The following is a 14,365-nucleotide window of genomic DNA, read 5'->3' on the forward strand; positions in this document are numbered from 1 at the left end:
CGGGCGCGATATGTCGCTTTCGGGATTGCCCGTCGGCCCGCCTGCGCCATCCTGACCCGGCAACCTTGGGAGCGCGCGTATGTTTCTGTCTGTTTTCGACATGTTCAAGATCGGCATCGGCCCCTCGTCGTCACACACGATGGGGCCGATGGTGGCGGCCGGGCGCTTTCTCGACAAGCTGCGCGAAAGCCACCTCGTGGCGCATGGCCTGCGCGCCACCCTGCACGGCTCGCTGGCCCATACCGGCATCGGCCACGCCACCGACCGGGCGGTGATCCTCGGTCTCGCGGGCTTCCTGCCCGACACCTACGACGCCGCTGCCGCCGAGACGACGCTTTCGCAGATTTCCGCCACCGGCCGGGTCTCACCCCCGGGCCTGCCGGAGCTTGCCTTCGCCCCGCCCCGCGATCTGGAGTTCGACAAGGGCGCGCCGCTCCCTGGCCACCCCAACGGGTTGGTGCTGATGGCCACCGACGCGCAGGCCGACGTGATCGTGCAGGAAACCTATTATTCCATCGGTGGCGGCTTCGTGGTCACCGAGGCCGAACAATCCGCCGAAGCCGCGCGCGACAGATCAGACGCCAAGGTCCACCCCTATCCATTTGAAACCGCCGCCGAAATGCTTGCCATGGCGCGCGAAAGCGGCAAGACCATCGCCGAGATGAAACGCGCCAACGAGCGGGTGCACCGGCGCGAGGCGGAGATATCCGACGGGATCGCCCGGATCTGGCAGGTGATGAAGGATTGCATCGACCGGGGGCTGGACGAGGGCGGCGTGCTGCCCGGCGGGCTCGGGGTGAAGCGGCGCGCAGCGGCGATCCACGCCCGGCTGAAGGAGGAGGCCGGGCTCAACATCGCCCAGCCGCACATCGCCAACGAGTGGATGTCGGTCTACGCGATGGCGGTGAACGAGGAAAACGCCGCCGGCGGCCAGGTGGTGACCGCCCCCACCAACGGCGCGGCGGGCGTGGTGCCAGCGGTGATCCGCTACTGGCTCGATCACATGCCCGGTGCCAGCCGCGCGCGCCTGCCTGATTTTCTGCTCACCGCCGCCGCGATTGGCGGCGTGATCAAGCACAACGCCTCGATCTCGGGGGCGGAGGCAGGCTGCCAGGCCGAGGTCGGATCGGCCGCCGCGATGGCCGCCGCGGGGCTCGCGGCGGTGATGGGCGGCAGCCCCGGGCAGATCGAGAACGCCGCCGAGATCGCGCTGGAACACCACCTCGGGATGACCTGCGACCCGGTGCGCGGCCTCGTGCAGGTGCCCTGCATCGAGCGCAACGGGCTCGGCGCGATCAAGGCGGTCTCGGCCGCGGCACTGGCGATGCGCGGCGACGGGACGCATTTCATGCCGCTCGACAACTGCATCCGCGCGATGTTCGAGACCGGCCGCGACATGAGCGAGAAATACAAGGAGACCGCGCTCGGCGGTCTTGCCGTCAACGTGCCGAACTGCTGAGCCCGGCGATCGCTGCCGAAAGCCCGGCGCGCGGCAGGATCACCAGGAGCCCCGCGCCGTCCGGTGTGATCTCGACCGGCCCGTCAAGCGCCAGGTTCGATGTGCCGACCCGCCCCCAGGGCGCAAGCTCCAGCCGCTCCAGCTCCCACACGAGGCCACGCGTGCTCACCACCACCTCGGCCATCGGAAACAGCGACACCCGGCTCTCGGGCGCAAGATCGAGCCGCAGGGGGCCGGGCGCGTGGAAACAGATGTCGTGCTCGCCGACGAGGATACAGGGCTTGTCGGCGTAGCGCACCAGCGCGTTGTAGCAGGCGAGTTCATGATCGAGCCTTCGGCCCATGAACCCGGCCCCCAGCACCAGCGGTGCCGCGATCGTGCGCAGCGCCTTGTCGAAATCGGTGCTGTCCTGCTCGGCGATCTCGTGCAGCGTGTCCGGATCGAGCCGGGCGCGGGTGGCCGCATCGAGGCTGTCGAGGTCTCCAATCACCCGCTCGGGGGTGAGCCCCATCTCCAGCGCGCGCGCCGCCGCGCCATCGCAAACCACGAGATTCGGGGCGCGCGTCAAGAGTTCGGAAACGGTTCGCGCGGTAAGCTCACCTCCGCCGAGAAGTGTGACCATTTCCAAAAAGGGTGATAAACTGCTTGCCATGTGCCTAAATGTTTCCGTCTGCGAAACTAACCATAATCCCGCCGCGAAAAAATACCTCGATTTTCGCGGAATTGTGCAATTCTCGCAGGGGAGACATGGTAAACCTATTGTTGCTGGATCGGGGGAGAAAGCGACGAGTACATGGTGAGCACAAGCAGGATCCTCACTGTTTCCTATGGCACTTTCAGCTGCACGCTGGAAGGATTCGATGATCCGTTCTCGACGATGAAGTCGATTGCCGAGTACTTCCGCGATCTTGCCGCGGATGACAGGTATTTCGGCGCGGAGCCGCCGACGCCGGATGCCGAAATGCTGCACCGGATCGCTGAGCGCGAGGTCAGGAAACGCGTTGAGGCGCGAATCAGTGAAAACGGCGTGGTGCTGCGCCAATCCGAAGAAAATTTCGATGAGCCCGGCCACGCCCTCCTCGCGGATGACGGCGAAGCCGAAGCCCTGCGCCGCGAAGCCGAGGAACACGCTGCCCGCGAAGCCGAAGCGAAAGCCGAACGCGAGGCGGCGGAACTTGACGCCAAACGCGCAGCCGAGGCCGAAGCAGCCCGCAAGGCCGAGGCAGAAGCAGAAGAGGCCCGCAAGGCCGAAGCCGAAGCCGAAGCGGCACGCAAAGCTGAGGCCGAAGCAGAAGAGGCCCGCAAGGCCGAAGCCGAAGCCGAAGCGGCACGCAAAGCTGAGGCCGAAGCCGAAGCGGCACGCAAAGCTGAGGCAGAAAGAGCCAGCGAAGCGGCCCGGGCGGAAGCGAAACGCCGCGCCGACGAAGAGGCAAAAGCCCAGGCCGAACGGCAAGCCCAGGCCGAGCGGGAAGCGGAAGCCAGGCGGGAGGCGGAAGCCAGGCGGGAGGCGGAAGCCGCGCGGGCTCGACGCGATGAACAGGAACGCGCCCGCCAGCATGCCGCCGCAGCGCCTGCAGCCGAAGCCGCCGGCGACATCTCGGCCGCGGCCAAACTCGCGCGCATCCGCGCCGTTGTCGAAGGGGCCCGTGGCCTCTCGGACGACGACGTGGAAGACGACGGCACCGATGCCTTCTTCGCCGGTAATCCGGTTGAGCCAAGCTACACCGAAGTGCTGGAAGACGCGCTTTCGCAAGCTGGCGACGCCGCCGGGATCGGCTTGGAACCGGACGAGGGCCGCACCGAACCCGAGGTGGCATCACAGCCGGTTGCCGCAAGTTTCGAGAATGACGACGCCGCGATCAGTGCGGTCATCGGCTCGCTCGGCCATCCGCCGGTGATGGAAGAAACCGACGACCCGGCCGCACAGCAAGCGCCGCAATCTCAAACCCCGCCTGCGGAACAGGACGATTTGGCCGCCGAGGCAGAAACGCCGGACGATGAAGACGAAACCGCCCGCGTCCTTGCTGCGCTGAAACAGGACAAGAGCCCTGATCGTGCCGATGAGACCGCGGACACCGAAGAAGCTGCCGTCGAACGCCGTCAGCCTGCGGCCCGCGTCATCAAGGTGCGGCGCAGCCCGGTGTGGCAGGAACCGGCCGCCGAGGTGCCGGCCGCGCCATCCGACGAGCCGGATACCGAGGACACCGCAAGCGTCGATTTCGACTCCGACGAGTTCGCCGAGGTCGATGTGCCCGGTACAAGCTCGCTCTCGAAAGAGGAGGAGGCCGAACTGGCGGCGGAGCTGGCCGAGGTCGAGCGCGAATCGCGCGATATGGCAAGGCTGCAGCAGCCCGAAGCGCCCGAACCCGCGGATCGGGGAGAGGCCCTCCCCGTCGAGCACGAGGAAGCCCCGGCGGATCGTATCCGCGCCCGCAAAGCCACCCCGCGCACCGCTTTCGACGACCACGACATCAGCGAGACCGACGGCGCGATCGACCGGATCCTGGCCAAGACCAACACCGAGCTCGAGAGTGGCGAAGCGTCGCGTCGGCACTCGGCGATCCGTCACCTCAAGGCGGCGGTTCAGGCCACCCGCGCCGACCGCGAAGCCGAGGAAGGTCCGGTTGAGGAAGAAGATCCGCGCGACGCCTACCGTGCCGATCTTGAGCGTGTCGTTCGTCCGCGCCGCCCGACCGGCACCGGGGAAGCTGCTTCGGGCCGCCCGCCCCGCCGCCTTGCGCCGCTGGTGCTGGTGTCCGAACAGCGCATCGACGCGCCCAGGAACGAGGGCAACGCGCCCTCCGCCTTGCACACCGCCGCGCCAATACGCCCGCGCCGCGTGACCAAGGGCAACGTCGCCGTGGCGCGCGCCCTTCACGCGGTCGCAGAAGACGACGCCGAGGAAGGGAACGAAGACCACGCACCCAAGCCAAGGCTCGCCGAAGTCGATCCGCACGGCGAAACCGCGCCCGAAACGGTCACGTCCGAGGACAGCAGCGCCGAACCCCGGGAACAATCCGATCGTGAAGCGCTGTCGATGGGGTTTGCAGCCTTTCTCGAACAGCAAGGTGCGGCCGGTGCCGAGGAAACCGTCGAGGCCGCGGTTGCCTACATGACCCAGGAGGTCGGCAAGGCGAACGTAACCCGGCCGGAAGTGGTCTCCCTGGTGACCGGCACCCGTCCGGAGCTGTCGCGCCACGACGTGTTGAGCACGTTGAGCCCGTTGATCGACAGCGGAAAGATCATCCGGCCGCGTCGCGCAACCTTCGTTCTCGGCGAGGCCAGCCGGTTCTACGACGCCGACGATTGAGCCGCGCAATCGCAGCTTGCCTGCAAGGCGGAGTGGCCCCGGTCACTCCGCCTTGTCGTTTTCGTCCGGGTCGGGCCGGGCGACGCCGAGGAACAGCTTGCGCAGCGGCAGCATCCAGGCAACCCCGAGGCCGATGTAGATCACCAGTTCCACGAGGATCGGCGGACGGGTTTCGAACAGATCCACGAGATTGACCGCGACCACGATATAGAGCGGCAGGCCGATTACCAGCACGGCGATGGCAAGGCGTTTGCGGGCTTTGAAGGTCATCTGCTCAATCCGCAAACGGGTCGGTGACGAGGATGGTATCCTCGCGCTCGGGGCTGGTCGACAACAGCGCCACCGGGCAGCCGATCAGTTCCTCGACCCGGCGCACGTACTTGATCGCCTCGGCGGGCAGTTCGGCCCAGCTCCGTGCGCCCTCGGTGGAGTCCGACCAGCCCGGCATGCTCTCATAGATCGGTGTTGCCCGGGCCTGCTGGTCGGCCGCGGTGGGCAGGTAGTCGAGCACCTCGCCGTCAAGCTCGTAGCCGGTGCAGATTTTCAGCGTCTCGAACCCGTCAAGCACGTCGAGCTTGGTGAGGGCGATGCCGTTCACGCCGGAGGTGAGGCAGGTCTGGCGCACCAGCACCGCGTCGAACCAGCCGCAGCGCCGCTGGCGCCCGGTCACGGTGCCGAACTCGTGGCCGCGCTCGCCGAGGCGCTGCCCGTCTTCGTCGAACAACTCGGTCGGGAACGGCCCCTCGCCGACCCGGGTGGTATAGGCCTTCACGATCCCGAGCACGAAGTCGATCGCGCCAGGGCCGATGCCGGTGCCGGTGGCGGCCTGCCCGGCGATCACGTTGGAGGAGGTGACGAAGGGATAGGTGCCGAAGTCGATATCGAGCAGGGCCCCTTGCGCGCCCTCGAACAGGATGCGTTTGCCGGCGCGGCGCTGTTCGTTCAGCACTTTCCAGACCGGCTGGGCATATTGCAGGATCTCGGGCGCGATCTCGTTCAGGGCGGCAATCAGCGCGTGCTTGTCGATGGCGTCGAGGCCGAGGCCCGCGCGCAGGGCATTGTGGTGCACCAGCGCCCGGTCGACCCGCAATTCCAGCGTTGCCGGATCGGCGAGGTCGGCAACGCGGATCACCCGGCGGCCGACCTTGTCTTCGTAGGCCGGGCCGATGCCGCGCCCGGTGGTGCCGATCTTGGCCACGCTGGCCTGCGCCTCGCGGGCCCGGTCGAGTTCACCGTGATAGGGCAGGATCAGCGGTGTGTTCTCCGCGATCATCAGGGTTTCGGGGCTGATCTCGACGCCCTGCTTGCGGATCGCCGCGATCTCCGACACCAGGTGCCACGGATCGAGCACCACGCCGTTGCCGATCACCGAGAGCTTGCCGCCGCGCACCACGCCCGAGGGCAGCGCGTTGAGCTTGAACACCTCGCCGTCGATCACCAGCGTGTGTCCGGCGTTATGGCCGCCCTGAAACCGGCAGACCACGTCGGCGCGTTCGCTGAGCCAGTCCACCAGCTTGCCTTTTCCCTCGTCGCCCCACTGGGCGCCCACGACGACAACGTTGGCCATGAAATCCTCCGGCTGTGTAACCGCGCAGAGCTATACCGAAGCCGCCGGTCGGGTGAAACCGAAATCTCCGGGCCGGGCCTTTGCCCGGTTTTGGGTTGCGACGGCGGGGCGAACCTCCTAGATACGCGCAGCAAGTCCGAAACCCGGGGCCCCAATGGAAAACGTTCTTCTCGTCATCCTCCTGATCCTCGCGCTCGCGTTGATCGCGGTCGTGCTCATGCAACGCTCCGAGGGCGGCGGCCTGGGCATCGGCGGTGGCGGCGGCGGTGGCGTGATGAGCGCGCGCAGTGCGGCCACGGCGCTGGGCAAGATGACCTGGGTGCTCGGCATCGCCTTTCTCGCCATCTCGCTGACCATGACGATCGTCTCGGCGCGCAAATCCGCCGATTCCTCGGTGATCGACCGGGTCGGCGGAGAAGCGACCGAAACCGCGCCCGTGCCCGCCCCGGCCGCACCGGACGTGACCGACATGATGCCGCCCGCCACCGACGATGCGCCGGTGACGCCGCCGCGCGCGGACTGAGGCCCCGGGAGGGCACGAAAACCGGGCGGCGCCCCGCCCGGGCGGGGCAGGCACCCCCTGAACCAACCACAAAACATTGATGGTGCGAGGAATTTCACATCATCATCTAGCGTCTCGGTTGCGCGGGAGCCGGGAATCGTCTATCCATTGACTCCCGTGATGCAGTGATTTGCGCGGCCGCTTGCCCGGCGCTCGATCACTGCCAGATCAAAACATAATCACGGGGGCAGCCGCGCACATGGCACGTTACATCTTCATCACCGGCGGCGTGGTTTCCTCGCTCGGCAAGGGCCTGACATCGGCCGCGCTCGGCGCGCTGTTGCAGGCGCGCGGGTTTTCGGTTCGGCTGCGCAAGCTCGACCCCTATCTCAACGTCGACCCCGGCACGATGAGCCCGTTCGAGCACGGCGAGGTGTTCGTGACCGACGATGGCGCCGAGACCGACCTCGATTTGGGACATTACGAACGCTTCACCGGTGTCGCGGCGCGGGCGACGGATTCGGTTTCCTCGGGCCGGATCTACACCAACGTGCTCGAAAAGGAGCGCCGCGGCGATTACCTCGGCAAGACCATCCAGGTGATTCCGCATGTCACCAACGAGATCAAGGACTGGATCGGCACCGGCGACGACGAAGTGGATTTCATGCTGTGCGAGATCGGCGGCACGGTGGGCGACATCGAGGCCCTGCCGTTCTTCGAGGCGATCCGGCAGTTCGCACAGGAGCGCGAGCGCGATCAATGCATCTTCATGCACCTGACGCTTGTTCCCTACGTCAGCGCGGCAGGCGAGTTGAAGACCAAGCCGACCCAGCACTCGGTCAAGGAATTGCGCTCTATCGGTATCGCACCCGATGTGCTGGTGACCCGCGCCGAACACCCGATCCCCGACAAGGAGCGCGAAAAGATCGCGCTGTTCTGCAACGTGCGCAAGGAAGCGGTGATCCCGGGATATGACCTCAAGTCGATCTACGAGGCACCGATGGCCTATCATGGTGTCGGCCTCGACCAGGCGGTGCTCGACGCTTTCCGGATCAGCCCCGCCCCGAAGCCCGACCTCAGCCGGTGGCAGGACGTCGAAGACCGCATCAACCACGCCGAGGGCGAGGTGAAAGTCGCGATCGTCGGCAAATACGTCCAACTCGAAGACGCCTACAAGTCGATCAAGGAAGCCCTCACCCACGGCGGCATGGCCAACCGGACGAAAGTCAGCGCGGAGTGGATCGACGCCGAGATCTTCGAGAAGGAAGATCCGGGGCCATGGCTCGAAGGCTATCACGCCATTCTCGTGCCCGGCGGCTTCGGCGAACGCGGCACCGAGGGCAAGATCCGCGCCGCGCAGTTCGCGCGCGAGCGCAAGATCCCCTATCTCGGCATTTGTCTCGGGATGCAGATGGCGGTGATCGAAGCGGCCCGCAACACCTTGGGCATCGCCAATGCCGGGAGCGAGGAATTTGACCACGAGTCCGGAAAAAAACGTTTTACCCCAGTGGTTTATCACCTCAAGGAATGGGTGCAGGGCAATTACACCGTGACTCGCAAGGCCACCGACGACAAGGGCGGCACGATGCGGCTCGGCGCCTATACCGCGGCCCTGACGCCGGGCTCGAAGGTGGCCGAGGTTTACGGCACCACCGAGATCGAGGAGCGCCACCGCCACCGTTACGAGGTCGATATCAAGTATCGCGCCGAGCTTGAGGCCAAGGGGCTGAAGTTCTCCGGCCTGTCGCCCGACGGGCGGCTGCCCGAGATCGTCGAATGGGCCGATCATCCGTGGTTCATCGGTGTGCAGTTCCATCCCGAGTTGAAGTCGAAACCCTTCGCCCCCGCACCGCTGTTTGCCGATTTCATCCGCGCGGCGATGGAGGTGGAGCGGCTGGTGTGATCCGCGCACTGGCCGTGGCGTTTGCCTTTACGCAGGCCGCGGCGGCCGGGCCGGTCGAGCAGGTTGACCCCGAAAGCCTCGCGCTGGCGGGGCGGATGGATTTCGAGACCCTCCCCGTCCTGCCCGAGCCGGGACAGGCGCACGGCGCACCGCTCACGGCTCCGGGGCTGGCGATTGGCGAGGCCTTCGCGGGCCAGACCGTGACCGGCGCGCCGCATGACCGGCTGGCGGACGCGCCGCGCGCGCCGCTCACGCTTGCGCCCTTTGACGCCGGGCAGGGCCTTGCAACCGCCTACCACGCCGGATTCGGCTCCAACGCGCTCTTTCCCCTTGGCCCGGCAGGCTTTCCCGCCATCGAGGCGCGCGGTGAGGGTGCGGTGGCGCTGCTGTTCGAGGCCGATGCGCGCGCGCTGGCGCTGAAGATCCACGCCGACTACCATGATCCGCTTGGTGCCCGCCCGCCCCCGGGCACCGCCACGCTCCGTTTCTACAGCCGGGCAGGTGATTTGATCGACCGGCACGAAATCGCCCTCAGCCAAGGCGTTGCTGGCCTTGGTTTCGTCAGCGCCGGGCCGGGCTTCGCGGGCGTGACGATCACCAACGACGACCCCGGCGGCATCGCCATCGACGATATCCGCTACCCGCTGCCTGATCTCAGCGGCTGAACGCTGGACGCAACGCGCCCGCACCGCTAGCCTTGGCGCGGAGTGACGAGGGATAGACGACACCATGTTCACCGAGTTCCTGAACCGGCTGCGCGGCATCAGGCCCGAAACGCCGCTGCCGCCGCTCGACGCCCGCTTGGCCTCGGGTGCCCTGTTGGTGCGGATCGCCAAGGCCGATTCGCAATACGTGTTCGAGGAGATCGCCATGATCGACCGGATCCTCGCCCGCGCGCATGGGCTGAACCCGGTGGAGGCGGCCAAACTGCGCGCCACCTGCGAGAAGCTGGAGGCGCAGGCACCGGACACCGGAACGTTTACCGGGATGGTTCAGAACGGGGTGGCCCAAGCGGCGCGGGCGGAACTGGTGGAGGCCATGCGCCAGGTCGCGCTTGCCGACCGGGCATTGAATCCGGAGGAGGAGGCGCTGCTCGCCGAAATCGACGCGGCCTTCGGCATCGCGCCCGAGGCCGGGTCCTTGCCAGACCAGGAGGGCGGAAGATGACCGCGAAAGGCTACTGGATCGGCCGGATCGACGTGCAGGACGAAATCGCCTACCGGGCCTATATCGACGCCAACGCCAAGCCCTTCGCCCGGTTCGGCGCGCGCTTTCTCGTCCGCGGTGGAGCATTCGAAGCGGTCGAGGGCGCGGCGCGGTCGCGCAACGTGGTGATCGAGTTTCCCAGCATCGACGCCGCGCGCGCTTGCTACCACAGCCCCGAATACCAGGCCGCCAAGGCGCTGCGCGATCCGGTGTCGATCGGCGATCTGGTCATCATCGAAGGCTACGCCGGACCGCAACCGGGCGACTGACCGGCGGCAAAGATTGTCGTGCCGCCGCGATTGCCCTATATCGTCCAGCATGATCGACCGTCTCATCAAATCCCTCTTCGCGCCCGAGCCGGCACCGCTCGACGACGAAGACGCCCGCCTCGCCCTCACTGCCCTGCTGGTGCGGATTGCCCGTTCGGATCACGATTACGACCGCGCGGAGATCAACCAGATCGAAGCGATCATTGCCGCGCGCTATCATCTCGGCCAGGCCGAGGCGACCGAGTTGCGCCATCAGGCCGAGGCGCTGGAAGCCGAAGCGCCCGACACGGTGCGCTTCACCCAGGCGATCAAGCAGGCCGTGCCCTACGAAGACCGCCGCCGCGTTGTGGAAAACGCCTGGGCCGTCGTGCTGGCCGATGGCGTGCGCGCCGACGAGGAAGCCGCGCTGATGCGAATGGTGGCCAGTTTTCTGGGCGTGAGCGACCGCGATTCCAACATCGCCAGGCAACAAGCGGCGAAATCGTGAGCACAGGATCCAAAGCCTGCCCGCATATCGGGTGAAAACGTCCCGCATGCCCTGACGCAACGGAAACCAAACGGGAAAAACCGTTGCATCGCCGGACATTTTGCACCTTACTCGGACCCCGGAACAACCAGCTGCCAGGACGCCGTGCAAGACACCGACCCGCCCGTTATCGAGATCCGCGGCCTGCACAAGGCCTATGGTGACCTTGAGGTGCTCAAGGGGGTCGATCTGCTGGCACCGCGCGGCCATGTGGTGGCGCTGATCGGCTCGTCGGGCTCCGGCAAATCAACCCTCCTGCGCTGTGCAAACCTGCTCGAAGACAGCCAGCAGGGCGAAATCCTGTTCGAGGGCGAACCGATCCAGTGGCGCGGCGAGGGCCCGGCCCGTTACCCCGCCGACCGGGCGCAGGTGACGCGCATCCGCACCAATCTTTCGATGGTGTTCCAGCAGTTCAATCTCTGGTCGCACATGACGATACTCGAAAACGTCATGGAAGCGCCGCTGCACGTGCTCAAGCGCGACCGCGCCGAGGTGGAAACGGCGGCGCGGGGCTATCTCGACAAGGTCGGCATTGGCGACAAGGCCGATGTCTGGCCGGCACAGCTCTCGGGCGGCCAGCAGCAGCGCGCCGCCATCGCCCGCGCGCTGTGCATGGAGCCACGCGCGCTCCTCTTCGACGAGCCCACCTCCGCGCTCGATCCCGAGCTGGAACAGGAGGTGATCCGGGTGATCAAGGACCTCGCCAACGAGGGCCGCACCATGATTATCGTGACCCACGACATGCGCCTCGCGGCGGATGTGGCGGATCACGTGATCTTCCTTCACTTGGGGAAGATCGAAGAAGAAGGCCCCCCCGAGGCGGTCTTCAACAACCCGCAAACCGAGCGGCTGCGGCAGTTCCTGTCGCATTCCGCATCGGATTGAATCACTGGAAACAGGGAGAGAATCGATGAACAAACTGATCCTTTCAGCCGCCGCGCTGGCACTCGCGTCGAGCGCGGCCATGGCCCAGGACGTGGTGCGCATGGGCACCGAGGGCGCCTACCCGCCGTGGAACTACCTCGACGACAGCGGCGAAGTGGCCGGCTTCGAGCGTGAACTCGGCGACGAGCTTTGCGCGCGTGCCGAGCTGAACTGCGAATGGGTGGTGAACGACTGGGATTCGATCATCCCCAACCTCGTGTCGGGCAACTACGACACCATCATCGCCGGCATGTCGATCACGCCCGAGCGCGCCGAGGTGATCGCCTTCACGCAGGAATACACCCCGCCAGATCCCTCCGCCTACCTCGCGCTGTCGGCGGATGCCGATCTGGAAGGCGGCGTGGTCGCGGCCCAGACCGGCACGATCCAGGCCGCATTCGTCGCCCAGCAGGGCTGGTCGCTGGTCGAGTTCGCCACCCCCGAGGAAACCGTCGCGGCAGTGCGTAACGGCGAGGCCGACGCGGTTCTGGCCGACAAGTCCTACCTCGCGGCGATCGTCGCGGAGGATGACAGCGTCGTGCTGCTGGAGCGCGAAGAGCAGATCGGCGGCGGCGTCGGCATGGGCCTGCGCCAAAGCGACACCGAGTTGAAAGACAAGTTCGACGCGGTGATCGGCGAGATGAAGTGCGATGGCTCGCTCAACGAGCTGATCGAGAAATGGGAAGTCGCCAGCACTTTCGACGATTGCTGACGAAGTCCGGGCGGGGCGCAAGCGCGCCCTGCCCGACACGCGACGATGTTTGAATCCTGCGCCGATCCTTCCTCGCTCGAGGGCCTGAGTTGGTTTGCCTGTTACCTCACCACCGGCAAGCACATGGCCTTCTACGCCTCCTTCGGGACGGTGCTACTTCTGCTGGCCATTATCCTGCCCGCGGCACTGCTGTTCGGCTTTGCCGGGGCCACGGCGGCGCGCTCGCGGTTCTTGCCGCTTTCTATCCTCGGCAAGACCTATTCGGCGATCGTCCGCGGCGTGCCCGACATCGCCTTCTTCCTGTTCTTCGTGATCGCGCTGGATCAGGCCTTCGAGTACATCCGTCACAAGATCAAATGCCCCGACTGGAGCGAGCCGATCCGGCAGGGCAACGATTTCGTCGTCTGCACCGCGGCCAAGATGCCGCTCTCCAACAGCCCGGCCTGGGTGCATGACACCTACGCCTTCCTTGTCGCCGTTCTCACCTTCGCCATCGTCTACGGTGCCTTCGCCGCACAGGTACTCTACGGCGCGATGCAGGCGGTACCGCGGGCCCAGATCGAAACCGCCGAAGCCTACGGCATGAGCCACGCGCAGGCGTTCCGGCGTATCCTCGTGCCGCAGATGTGGATCTACGCGCTGCCGGGGCTTGGCAACTTGTGGATGATCATGGTCAAGGCCACGCCGCTGCTGTTCCTGCTCGGGATACAGGATGTCGTCTACTGGGCGCGCGACCTCGGCGGCACCAAGCAGGCGCGCTTCACCGACTACCCCCATGGCGACTGGCGGATGTTCTACTTCGGCGCGCTGCTGGTGTTCTATCTCCTGCTGACCTGGGTCTCCGAGAAGGTGCTTGACCGGCTGACCCGCCGCTTCTCGCTCGGACAGGCCACCGCCGCGGGCGAAGCGATGCGAAAGGCGGGCGCATGAGCTGCCTTCAAACCATAGCGGACTACGGCTTGCGCGCCATCGGGATCGGCGAGCGGCTGTTGCCGCGGTCGGATTTCACCCTCTGCCAGCAATTCACCCTGATCGGTTCGGGGATGATCTGGAACATCTATTTCGGCGTGATGGCGCTGGCCGCGGGCTTTTTCCTCGCCACCCTGCTCGCGCTCGGCAAGGGCTCGCGGCTCTGGATCACCCGCAAGCCGGCGGAATGGTTCATCTTCATCTTCCGCGGCTCGCCGCTCTTCATCCAGTTTTTCTTTGCCTATTTCTCCTTTCTCTCGCTGAAGAACTCAGAGGGCTTGTTCTTGATCCAGATTCTCTTTTGGGTGCTACCGGACGCGTTTGTTACTGTCGGTCTTCAGGACGCGATCATGGGTTTTTTCCGTAACGTAGTTCAACCGGCCGCCCAACCGTTTACGGCGGCATGGCTCGGGGCTGGCTTTGTGCTGTTTCTTAACACCTCCGCCTATACCGGGGAAATCTTTCACGGCGCGCTGAAGTCGATCCCCAAGGGCGATCTCGAAGCCGCCGATGCCTACGGGCTTTCGGGCTGGTCACGGTTCCGGCGGATCACCTTTCCCACCATGCTGCGGCTGGCCTGGCCGGCCTATACCAACGAGGCGATCTTTCTGTTCCACGCCACGACGCTGGTCTATTTCTCGGGCTTCCCGGCCTGGCAGCAGCGCGGCGACGCGCTGTATTACGCGCAGTTCTTCGCTGACAAGACGTTCAACCCCTTCATCCCCTACCCGATCCTCGCCTTCTATTTCATCCTGCTCACGCTGGCGGTGATCGGGCTCTACGGCATTGCCAACCGCTATCTCAACCGGCACCTGCCGCAGGAAGCCCGCCGCCGGTTGCGCATCCGGCCCAACCTGATCCGCTGAGGTTCGCCCGGGCTGCGCCCGGGCGAACCGCCGGGGGGCTCCGCCCCCCGGACCCCCCGGAGTATTTCCACCAGGAAAAAGCGCGCAGAGCCCCCCTTGCCGGTCTTTCGGGGCTCGGATAGGCTGCAGGCGAAATTTGATCAAATCGGTGC

15 protein-coding genes are annotated in these 14,365 nt (G+C 66.2%); 12 read left to right on the forward strand and 3 right to left on the reverse strand.

Features of this window, described 5'->3' with window-relative positions; genetic code table 11:
• Window positions 1-79: 79 nt before the first annotated feature.
• On the forward strand, window positions 80-1,459 hold the full coding sequence (locus B9Y97_RS02790) for an L-serine ammonia-lyase (protein WP_085525327.1): 1,380 nt from the start codon (window positions 80-82) through the stop codon (window positions 1,457-1,459).
• On the opposite strand, the gene B9Y97_RS02795 is transcribed toward B9Y97_RS02790, so the two are convergent.
• Window positions 1,440-2,081: a thiamine diphosphokinase gene (locus tag B9Y97_RS02795; protein ID WP_254900834.1), complete on the reverse strand. Its 642-nt coding sequence runs from the start codon at window positions 2,079-2,081 to the stop codon at window positions 1,440-1,442. The genes B9Y97_RS02790 and B9Y97_RS02795 overlap by 20 nt on opposite strands.
• 174 nt (window positions 2,082-2,255) lie before the next feature.
• On the opposite strand from B9Y97_RS02795, the gene B9Y97_RS02800 reads away from it, so the two are divergent.
• Window positions 2,256-4,769: a hypothetical protein gene (locus B9Y97_RS02800; RefSeq protein ID WP_139828208.1), complete on the forward strand. Its 2,514-nt coding sequence runs from the start codon at window positions 2,256-2,258 to the stop codon at window positions 4,767-4,769.
• A 42-nt stretch (window positions 4,770-4,811) separates the two neighbouring features.
• On the opposite strand, the gene B9Y97_RS02805 is transcribed toward B9Y97_RS02800, so the two are convergent.
• Entirely contained in the window at window positions 4,812-5,039 is a 228-nt protein-coding gene (locus B9Y97_RS02805) for a DUF2842 domain-containing protein (RefSeq protein WP_085525330.1), read from the reverse strand.
• A gap of 4 nt (window positions 5,040-5,043) precedes the next feature.
• The gene (locus B9Y97_RS02810; RefSeq protein WP_085525331.1) at window positions 5,044-6,336 is read right to left on the reverse strand and encodes an adenylosuccinate synthase; all 1,293 of its coding nucleotides are present in this window, start codon (window positions 6,334-6,336) and stop codon (window positions 5,044-5,046) included.
• Window positions 6,337-6,490: 154 nt separating this feature from the next.
• Here B9Y97_RS02810 and secG point away from each other — a divergent pair, with 154 nt between their 5' ends.
• The 10 genes from secG to B9Y97_RS02860 all read left to right on the forward strand — a co-directional run bounded on the left by secG (window position 6,491) and on the right by B9Y97_RS02860 (window position 14,213).
• Window positions 6,491-6,859 carry a preprotein translocase subunit SecG gene (gene secG / locus B9Y97_RS02815; protein ID WP_085525332.1) on the forward strand — a complete coding sequence of 123 codons (369 nt, stop codon included), beginning with the start codon at window positions 6,491-6,493 and terminating at the stop codon, window positions 6,857-6,859.
• Window positions 6,860-7,097: 238 nt separating this feature from the next.
• A complete protein-coding gene (locus B9Y97_RS02820; RefSeq protein WP_085525333.1) occupies window positions 7,098-8,741 on the forward strand; it encodes a CTP synthase in 1,644 nt (547 codons plus the stop codon).
• Complete coding sequence (locus B9Y97_RS02825) at window positions 8,738-9,406, forward strand: hypothetical protein (protein WP_085525334.1); 669 nt, start codon at window positions 8,738-8,740, stop codon at window positions 9,404-9,406. The genes B9Y97_RS02820 and B9Y97_RS02825 overlap by 4 nt, the downstream gene beginning before the upstream one ends.
• 64 nt (window positions 9,407-9,470) lie before the next feature.
• A complete protein-coding gene (locus B9Y97_RS02830; RefSeq protein WP_085525335.1) occupies window positions 9,471-9,908 on the forward strand; it encodes a tellurite resistance TerB family protein in 438 nt (145 codons plus the stop codon).
• A complete protein-coding gene (locus B9Y97_RS02835) occupies window positions 9,905-10,216 on the forward strand; it encodes a DUF1330 domain-containing protein (RefSeq protein ID WP_085525336.1) in 312 nt (103 codons plus the stop codon). The genes B9Y97_RS02830 and B9Y97_RS02835 overlap by 4 nt, the downstream gene beginning before the upstream one ends.
• A 49-nt stretch (window positions 10,217-10,265) precedes the next feature.
• Window positions 10,266-10,703, forward strand: coding sequence for a tellurite resistance TerB family protein (locus B9Y97_RS02840; RefSeq protein WP_085525337.1), 438 nt, complete (start codon window positions 10,266-10,268; stop codon window positions 10,701-10,703).
• A 144-nt stretch (window positions 10,704-10,847) separates the two neighbouring features.
• Complete coding sequence (locus B9Y97_RS02845; RefSeq protein ID WP_085525338.1) at window positions 10,848-11,627, forward strand: ABC transporter ATP-binding protein; 780 nt, start codon at window positions 10,848-10,850, stop codon at window positions 11,625-11,627.
• 25 nt (window positions 11,628-11,652) lie between these two features.
• Window positions 11,653-12,378, forward strand: coding sequence for a transporter substrate-binding domain-containing protein (locus B9Y97_RS02850; RefSeq protein WP_085525339.1), 726 nt, complete (start codon window positions 11,653-11,655; stop codon window positions 12,376-12,378).
• Between the two features lie 45 nt (window positions 12,379-12,423).
• Window positions 12,424-13,308 (forward strand): ABC transporter permease, encoded by an 885-nt coding sequence (locus B9Y97_RS02855; protein ID WP_085525340.1) that lies wholly within the window; start codon window positions 12,424-12,426, stop codon window positions 13,306-13,308.
• Window positions 13,305-14,213, forward strand: coding sequence for an ABC transporter permease (locus B9Y97_RS02860; RefSeq protein WP_085525341.1), 909 nt, complete (start codon window positions 13,305-13,307; stop codon window positions 14,211-14,213). The genes B9Y97_RS02855 and B9Y97_RS02860 overlap by 4 nt, the downstream gene beginning before the upstream one ends.
• Window positions 14,214-14,365 lie beyond the last annotated feature (152 nt).

Origin of the sequence: Maritimibacter sp. HL-12, from assembly GCF_900177545.1 — a bacterium.
In the GTDB taxonomy this organism is placed as follows: domain Bacteria; phylum Pseudomonadota; class Alphaproteobacteria; order Rhodobacterales; family Rhodobacteraceae; genus Sinisalibacter.

Bases quoted from the DNA above. Each gene is read 5' to 3' on its own strand.
- B9Y97_RS02860 (WP_085525341.1), top strand. From the start codon at position 13,305: ATGAGCTGCCTTCAAACCATAGCGGACTACGGCTTGCGCGCCATCGGG.
- B9Y97_RS02840 (WP_085525337.1), top strand. From the start codon at position 10,266: ATGATCGACCGTCTCATCAAATCCCTCTTCGCGCCCGAGCCGGCACCG.
- secG (WP_085525332.1), top strand. From the start codon at position 6,491: ATGGAAAACGTTCTTCTCGTCATCCTCCTGATCCTCGCGCTCGCGTTG.
- B9Y97_RS02835 (WP_085525336.1), top strand. From the start codon at position 9,905: ATGACCGCGAAAGGCTACTGGATCGGCCGGATCGACGTGCAGGACGAA.
- B9Y97_RS02830 (WP_085525335.1), top strand. From the start codon at position 9,471: ATGTTCACCGAGTTCCTGAACCGGCTGCGCGGCATCAGGCCCGAAACG.
- B9Y97_RS02850 (WP_085525339.1), top strand. From the start codon at position 11,653: ATGAACAAACTGATCCTTTCAGCCGCCGCGCTGGCACTCGCGTCGAGC.
- B9Y97_RS02790 (WP_085525327.1), top strand. From the start codon at position 80: ATGTTTCTGTCTGTTTTCGACATGTTCAAGATCGGCATCGGCCCCTCG.
- B9Y97_RS02805 (WP_085525330.1), bottom strand. From the start codon at position 5,039: ATGACCTTCAAAGCCCGCAAACGCCTTGCCATCGCCGTGCTGGTAATC.
- B9Y97_RS02820 (WP_085525333.1), top strand. From the start codon at position 7,098: ATGGCACGTTACATCTTCATCACCGGCGGCGTGGTTTCCTCGCTCGGC.
- B9Y97_RS02855 (WP_085525340.1), top strand. From the start codon at position 12,424: ATGTTTGAATCCTGCGCCGATCCTTCCTCGCTCGAGGGCCTGAGTTGG.
- B9Y97_RS02795 (WP_254900834.1), bottom strand. From the start codon at position 2,081: ATGGTCACACTTCTCGGCGGAGGTGAGCTTACCGCGCGAACCGTTTCC.
- B9Y97_RS02810 (WP_085525331.1), bottom strand. From the start codon at position 6,336: ATGGCCAACGTTGTCGTCGTGGGCGCCCAGTGGGGCGACGAGGGAAAA.